The organism is Enterobacter sp. CGMCC 5087, from assembly GCF_003144775.1.
Lineage (GTDB): Bacteria > Pseudomonadota > Gammaproteobacteria > Enterobacterales > Enterobacteriaceae > Enterobacter > Enterobacter cloacae_M.
Window position 1 is genome coordinate 1 of sequence record NZ_QFXN01000101.1, and the last position, 6,573, is coordinate 6,573.

The following is a 6,573-nucleotide window of genomic DNA, read 5'->3' on the forward strand; positions in this document are numbered from 1 at the left end:
TGCTGAATCGCCGTCAGCGAGCCTACAGACAACGCTTCTTTATAATGCTTACGACAGACTGAAACGTAGCGTTCATTACCGCCTATAACCACCTGCTCGCCATCTGCATAAGGTTTTCCGGCCTGGTCGAGACGAAGCACCATGCTGGCTTTGCGACCGCAGAAGCAGATTGTTTTCAATTCGACAAGCTTATCCGACCAGGCGAGCAAGTACTGGCTACCGGCAAAGAGCTCACCGCGGAAATCCGTACGCAGGCCGTAACACAGCACGGGAATATCAAGCTCATCGACCACCTCTGAAAGAGCATGAACCTGTTCACGCGTCAGAAACTGGCTCTCATCTACCAGAACACAGTGAATGGGCTGCAAAGCATGTTCTGTACGAATGTCCTCAAACAGATCGGTTTTCGGGTTAAACAGTCTGGCAGGCGACGAGAGCCCTATTCTTGAGCTCACCTTCCCTGCGCCAAAGCGATCGTCAATTTCAGCCGTATAAACAACGGTACGCATCCCACGCTCCTGGTAATTGTACGAGGATTGCAGCAACGCGGTGGATTTCCCGGCATTCATTGCCGAATAGTAGAAATAAAGTTGTGCCATTGGCCGTAAAACCCTAATCAATGTGTAATATTCCCGATGATTCATTGTACCATAATTTGTCAGGTCATCAGCGATGCAGCACACAGAGGAAGCGTTTCAGCGCAGAGTTCACACCTTCTTTTCATGAAAATAGCCCGTTAAAACATGAAGTAAACTCCTTCTGCCCGGCCAATATGTTATATGTTTAGCCAAACATAACACTGCTTTTTATAGTGGAATCCCCGTTCTTTAAAATTCACTATTTATTAACTATTACGGTCTTAACATCACGCAGGGGAACTAATACAAAAGGCTGATATTTTTCCGCCGCAACTATAATTCCTGCGGTAAATGTCACAAAAAAAAGATGCAATCGACCGGGTCCAGCCGGGTTAGCTGATAACAAACGAGACTGTTGGGTGATGAAATTTAAGTTAGCGTAATTAATAATAGCGGCATTATTTAGTATTTTTTGAATTCCTTACATTCCTGGCTATTGCACAACTGAATTTATGGCTCTATTATTAGGTCAACAAACCACCCCCCATTATAAGTTTGAGATTACTACAATGAGCGAAGCACTTAAAATTCTGAACAACATCCGTACTCTTCGTGCGCAGGCAAGAGAATGCACCCTCGAAACGCTTGAAGAAATGCTGGAAAAATTAGAAGTTGTAGTTAATGAACGTCGTGAAGAAGAAAGCGCAGCTGCTGCTGAAATCGAAGAACGTACTCGTAAACTGCAGCAATATCGTGAAATGCTGATTGCTGATGGTATCGATCCAAATGAATTGCTGAACAGCATGGCTGCAGCTAAAACCGGTACTAAAGCCAAGCGTGCTGCTCGTCCTGCTAAATATAGCTACGTTGACGAGAACGGCGAAACTAAAACCTGGACTGGCCAGGGCCGCACTCCTGCTGTTATCAAGAAAGCCATGGACGAACAAGGTAAACAGCTGGACGACTTCCTGATCAAGGATTAATCCAACCGTATTCAGAAAAATCCCGCGTAATGCGGGATTTTTTTTAACCTAAATTTGTCGCAAACATCCCCTTACACTCTGTCATAAAGCATTATTTGGCAATTTTAATAACTGTACTTAGAGACAGGTTTCAGAAGTGTTTAGGGCATAAAAAAACCGGTGGGCAGCGCCTCACCGGTTTCGGACATATGTAACCGTGGCTTATTTCTTAATACCTACGCTCTCTTTGAGCCAGGTTTTAAATTCTTCACCAAGAGTATTGTGGCGAATACCATATTCAACGAACGCCTGCATATAACCAAGCTTATTACCGCAGTCATGGCTCTTACCTTTCATATGGTAAGCCTCAACGGTCTCTTTCTCGATCAGCATATCAATCGCATCCGTCAGCTGAATCTCATCACCCGCTCCTGGAGGCGTTTTCGCCAGCAGAGGCCAGATTTCAGCGCTCAGGACATAGCGACCTACAACGGCCAGGTTTGAAGGCGCTACGTCGGCTTTAGGCTTCTCTACCACGCCAACCATTGGCACGCTTTCGCCCGGTTCAAGGTTAACGCCTTTGCAGTCAACCACACCGTATGCCGTCACGTCTTCAACAGGCTCAACCATGATCTGGCTGCTGCCGGTTTCGTCGAAACGTTTGATCATCTCAGCAAGGTTATCCTGAGAAAGATCGGATTCGTATTCGTCCAGAATTACGTCAGGCAGAATTACCGCTACAGGCTCATCACCTACAACAGGATGTGCGCACATAACAGCGTGGCCCAGACCTTTAGCCAGGCCCTGACGAACCTGCATAATGGTAACGTGTGGCGGGCAAATAGACTGAACTTCTTCTAACAGCTGACGCTTAACACGCTTTTCCAGCATGGCTTCAAGTTCAAAGCTTGTATCGAAATGGTTTTCGATAGAGTTTTTTGATGAATGCGTAACCAGCACAATTTCAGTGATGCCGGCTGCGATACATTCATTAACGACATACTGGATTAATGGCTTATCAACCAGAGGCAGCATCTCTTTAGGAATTGCCTTAGTTGCTGGTAACATCCTGGTCCCCAATCCCGCTACCGGGATGACGGCCTTTCTGACTTTCGAATTTAGGGCAGCCATTCAAATTCTCCTGAGCTGTTCAAGTTTTGAACTTTTATGCAATAAATAACGCGTTGAGTATATCAGCCTCGCCCCGCAGTTCGGGTCTGAAAAGAACGCGTTGCCGATCAATTAGGATAAATACGCATGAAACTGGGCAGCGATAGTAGCACTCCCCGTAAAACACAGGTAAAGCAATCTTAAAATTAAGATCCAATTGCTTATTCCGTGGACAACATTAAGCGCAGCCGTCCCCCGGCGCCCCAAATTTGGCACTGCCAGGAGGAACAGCGGTGGCTAATTTGATTAAGATACGCCGTACCCAATGTCCCAAGCGGCACACCGTTACTCACCTCAATATGATGTTCACCGGTATTCAGTGAAGCGTTGAGACCCGCTGAGACGAGGATCAGATTCTTTAAACCGCTGTGGTAATAACCGACCAGCAGCGGGAACTGTCCGGGCAAATTAGCCTGACGAAAAAGCTGGTTTACCTGTTTAAGCAAACTGCCTAACTCCGGCAGCCGTTGTCCCTGATGCGATAACTGTTCCTGCAGCAAACCATTAAATAGCGCGCGAAGAAGCAACGCGGCTAATACGCCATTATCCCCCGCACGGGTGACATCCAGAGAATAAAACGCAAGGTCGGAATCAGATAATGGTGCGATATCCAGCACCAGTCCCGGCTGGTCAGCCGCCACCAGCTGGCGATAATTTACGCGGCAGTGCGAAATAGTTTGCTGTACGGGCGGCTGAAGTTCTTGCAACAGTTTCGCCGCAGCAGGAGGATCACTCACCAGTGCATCCCAGTCCTGGAAAAGACGCTCCTCTTCCTCTACCCGGGAATTAAACATATTCGGATAAAGGCACGCTAAGACCGTTTCTCGCAGCCGGTTCAGATCCTTGACCGGCTTAAGCAGAATATCCTGGACGCCAAGACGCAATGCTTTGGCGATATCCGCCATATTCTCTGTGGCAGAGATCACCAGAATCGGCGTCTGGTTGCCTTCGTTACGCAGATGTTCAACCAGCTTCAGCCCATTCATGCGCGGCATCTCAATGTCGCAAATCATCAAATCGGGCGTAATGCTGATCATTTTTTCCAGGGCGTCGATACCATCTTCAGCGAGTGAAGTGATTGCTCCCAGCGAGGATAACCACGAATCCAGTAGCGATCGGAAAACGGGCTCGTCTTCTACAATCAAAATGTGTTTTCCGGCCAATGGCTGCGTCATGGTTCCTCCCCTGGCTGACAGTAACTAAATAGTGGCATGCGATCGGCACTATCGCCTGTCAGATTTTGCTGAAGTAGTCAAAAAAAGGTGCTTAACGTGCTGTTTGCACAAAAGGCAACAATTCGTCCATTTTCTTTTCGACGGCTAACGAGCCCGCTGCGATGGCGGCCTCAGCCCGATGGAAATCAAGAGTAGAGATTTGCGGACAGTAAGGCTGAATAAGAATATCTGGCGGATCGCCTGCCATACGATTGCGCTTAAGGCGGTTCTCCAGAACCTGGATTGACGTGGTCATGATTTCTATCGCCGTCGGCGCGGCAACCGAGCGTCGCGCGGCCATGCGCCCGATTCTGCCGCGCAGGCGCTCATGCCAGGCCAGTTTCTCGCCCTCGGCATCTTCGCTCTGGAGATTGACCGGCATGAGGTCCTGTTGCATCAGGTGGGCGTCGTGCTGCAGGTCGACGGCAATCACGATATCCGCCCCCATTGCACGGGTCAGAGAGATGGGAACCGGGTTCACGACGCCACCGTCGACAAGCCAGTAACCGTTGTGTGGAACAGGCGCCATGAGCCCCGGCATGCTGCAGGAGGCGCGCACGGCAAGATGGATATCCCCTTCGGTTAGCCAAAGCTCGCGTCCCGTGCTGAGGTTCGTCGCGACGGCGCCGAAGGGCATCTGACAATCAGTAAAGTCTTCGAGAGGCATAACCTGGCGGAACTGGTTAAAGACGCGTTCGCCGCGCAACAGCCCACCCCGCTGCCACGAAAGGTCCATCAGACGCAGGACGTCCCAGTAACTGAAGGAACGCACCCAAGTCTCGAGTTCAGGAAGCTTCCCGCACGCGTAAGCGGAGCCGACAAGCGATCCTATTGAACAACCTGCGACAATATCTACGTTAATGCCCATCTTGTTTAAGGCATTAATCACGCCGATGTGTGACCATCCCCGGGCTGCACCTGAGCCCAGCGCCAGTCCAATTTTAACCTTTCTCATTAGCCCTGTTTTACTTCCCCCTGGATTCCTGACATAGCGTCAACGCAACAGCTCAGTTAACATAGTGCTACCCGAAGCGTTTTACGCCTTTATTATTTGTTCCAGGAAGAGAATCGTGTCTCAACTCTGCCCTTGTGGTAGCGCTCTGGAGTATAGCCTATGTTGCCAGCGATATCTGTCTGGCGATCAGGTTGCACCAGACCCGTCACACCTCATGCGTTCACGTTACACTGCTTTTGTGATCAAAGACGCAGACTACCTGATTAAAACCTGGCATCCCTCCTGCCACGCTGACGAATTCAGACAGGACATCGAAGCCGGCTTCGCGAACACGCAGTGGCTCGGCCTCACTGTCTATGAATCCTCAACGGGCAGTCATGTGGATGAAGGCTACGTCAGCTTTGTTGCTCGTTTTACCGAGAATAATAAACCTGGTGCCATTATCGAGCGTTCCCGGTTCTTAAAGGAAAGCGGGCAGTGGTATTATATTGACGGAACACGCCCGCAATTTGGTCGTAACGATCCCTGCCCGTGTGGTTCAGGTAAAAAATTTAAAAAGTGTTGCGGGCAGTAATGCCTGATAACCCAGACTTCGCAAATACAAACAGGATTTCCCGGCGATGCAATCATTACAACGTAAAGTTCTGCGCACTATCTGTCCCGATCAAAAAGGACTGATCGCACGAATTACCAACATTTGCTACAAACATGAACTGAATATCGTGCAGAACAACGAGTTCGTTGACCACCGTACCGGCCGCTTCTTTATGCGTACCGAACTCGAAGGTATTTTCAACGATACTACCCTGCTTGCCGATCTCGACAGCGCGCTTCCGGAAGGTTCCGTGCGCGAACTGACCCCAGCCGGTCGACGCCGCATCGTGATCCTGGTGACTAAAGAAGCACACTGTCTGGGCGACCTGCTGATGAAAGCAAACTACGGTGGTCTGGACGTGGAAATAGCTGCCGTTATTGGCAACCATGAGACGCTGCGCACGCTGGTCGAGCGTTTTGATATTCCGTTCGAGCTGGTTAGCCACGAAGGCCATACCCGTGAAGAACACGACGATCTGATGGCCCAGGCCATTGAAGCGCATAACCCGGACTACGTGGTGCTGGCGAAATACATGCGCGTGTTAACGCCATCCTTCGTGGCGCGTTTCCCGAACAAGATCATCAACATTCACCACTCGTTCCTGCCAGCCTTTATTGGCGCGCGTCCCTACCACCAGGCGTACGAGCGCGGCGTGAAGATCATCGGTGCAACCGCACACTACGTGAATGACAACCTGGACGAAGGTCCAATCATCATGCAGGACGTGATTCACGTGGACCACACCTACACGGCCGAGGACATGATGCGTGCAGGGCGTGACGTTGAGAAGAACGTGCTGAGCCGTGCGCTGTATCAGGTACTGGCGCAGCGTGTCTTTGTCTACGGCAACAGAACCATCATTCTTTAATCTTTCGGAAAATGAATTGATTAGCTTTGCGCCTTTACGGATAAAAAGCAGGCAAACAGCTTCATTTCCCTAAAGGAATGCTTTACAGGGGCGCCTCATTTGATATGATGCGCCCCGCTTCCAGCAGGAAGCAGGCCAGTAAAAAGTATTACCCCGTGGTGGGGTTCCCGAGCGGCCAAAGGGAGCAGACTGTAAATCTGCCGTCATCGACTTCGAAGGTTCGAATCCTTC

The 6,573-nt window shown here is 49.9% G+C and carries 7 protein-coding genes; 3 read left to right on the forward strand and 4 right to left on the reverse strand.

Going from position 1 to position 6,573, the window contains the following annotated elements; genetic code table 11:
* The coding region (tdk, locus tag DEO48_RS09680) for a thymidine kinase (RefSeq protein WP_109845029.1) at nucleotides 1–599 on the reverse strand (599 nt) is incomplete at its 3' end.
* Nucleotides 600–1,147: 548 nt separating this feature from the next.
* Between tdk and hns the strand changes: the two genes are divergently transcribed.
* The gene (gene hns, locus DEO48_RS09685) at nucleotides 1,148–1,561 is read left to right on the forward strand and encodes a histone-like nucleoid-structuring protein H-NS (protein WP_008502781.1); all 414 of its coding nucleotides are present in this window, start codon (nucleotides 1,148–1,150) and stop codon (nucleotides 1,559–1,561) included.
* 201 nt (nucleotides 1,562–1,762) lie between these two features.
* On the opposite strand, the gene galU is transcribed toward hns, so the two are convergent.
* The 3 genes from galU to rssA all read right to left on the reverse strand — a co-directional run bounded on the left by galU (nucleotide 1,763) and on the right by rssA (nucleotide 4,879).
* Nucleotides 1,763–2,671, reverse strand: a complete 909-nt coding sequence (galU, locus tag DEO48_RS09690) for a UTP--glucose-1-phosphate uridylyltransferase GalU (protein WP_008502780.1) — start codon at nucleotides 2,669–2,671, stop codon at nucleotides 1,763–1,765.
* A 200-nt stretch (nucleotides 2,672–2,871) separates the two neighbouring features.
* Nucleotides 2,872–3,885: a two-component system response regulator RssB gene (gene rssB, locus DEO48_RS09695; RefSeq protein WP_023312101.1), complete on the reverse strand. Its 1,014-nt coding sequence runs from the start codon at nucleotides 3,883–3,885 to the stop codon at nucleotides 2,872–2,874.
* A 91-nt stretch (nucleotides 3,886–3,976) separates the two neighbouring features.
* Nucleotides 3,977–4,879 carry a patatin-like phospholipase RssA gene (gene rssA / locus DEO48_RS09700; RefSeq protein WP_023312102.1) on the reverse strand — a complete coding sequence of 301 codons (903 nt, stop codon included), beginning with the start codon at nucleotides 4,877–4,879 and terminating at the stop codon, nucleotides 3,977–3,979.
* Between the two features lie 115 nt (nucleotides 4,880–4,994).
* Between rssA and DEO48_RS09705 the strand changes: the two genes are divergently transcribed.
* Nucleotides 4,995–5,453, forward strand: coding sequence for a YchJ family protein (locus DEO48_RS09705; protein ID WP_045404942.1), 459 nt, complete (start codon nucleotides 4,995–4,997; stop codon nucleotides 5,451–5,453).
* A gap of 46 nt (nucleotides 5,454–5,499) precedes the next feature.
* Nucleotides 5,500–6,342: a formyltetrahydrofolate deformylase gene (gene purU, locus DEO48_RS09710; RefSeq protein ID WP_023312104.1), complete on the forward strand. Its 843-nt coding sequence runs from the start codon at nucleotides 5,500–5,502 to the stop codon at nucleotides 6,340–6,342.
* The last annotated feature ends 231 nt before the right edge of the window (nucleotides 6,343–6,573 follow it).